Genomic DNA, 485 nt, shown 5'->3' on the forward strand with positions numbered 1-485 from the left:
CCGGATACATTGATGCAAGACCGCATCTGCCAGGTTGACGAAACCTCTTGCAACGCGCGGCCGGACCATACATTGGGTCAAAATGCGAAGAACTCAACCTGAGCAAAGCTTGTCTGCGCTTCCTCAATAAGCGGACGCTCGACACGCGTCACGTTACTTCGCCGATGGGCCAATACCAGAAATCATTCCGAACGGTGTTTGCTGATCCAAACCGGGTTACCGCGCGGGCACGTTTGGGCGCTACGTCTCCAATCGTCTGAAAGCCGACGCAGGTTCGGACTTATCGGCTTGAGAATGGCCAACCTCATTAACGAGGAAGTCATCATGATCGATGTCCAAGAATCAATGAGAACGTCTCGAAGCACGTCCGTGGAACAAGGGAAAGATCGGCGGCGTAAATCCCCGCTTCGCCCAAAGTTGCGTGTCCTCTCCTTTCGTTCAAGCCGAGATGGGGCTGACTTCGTGATCAATCCGGAAGCCATAGC

1 protein-coding gene is annotated in these 485 nt (G+C 54.0%); it reads left to right on the plus strand.

The features are described from left to right. Positions 1-294: 294 nt before the first annotated feature. Positions 295-485 (plus strand): hypothetical protein (locus AC0L3K_RS40750; RefSeq protein WP_473368226.1); only part of this gene is annotated, 191 nt, incomplete at its 3' end.

This window comes from Bradyrhizobium sp. MI1.10 (assembly GCF_055811035.1).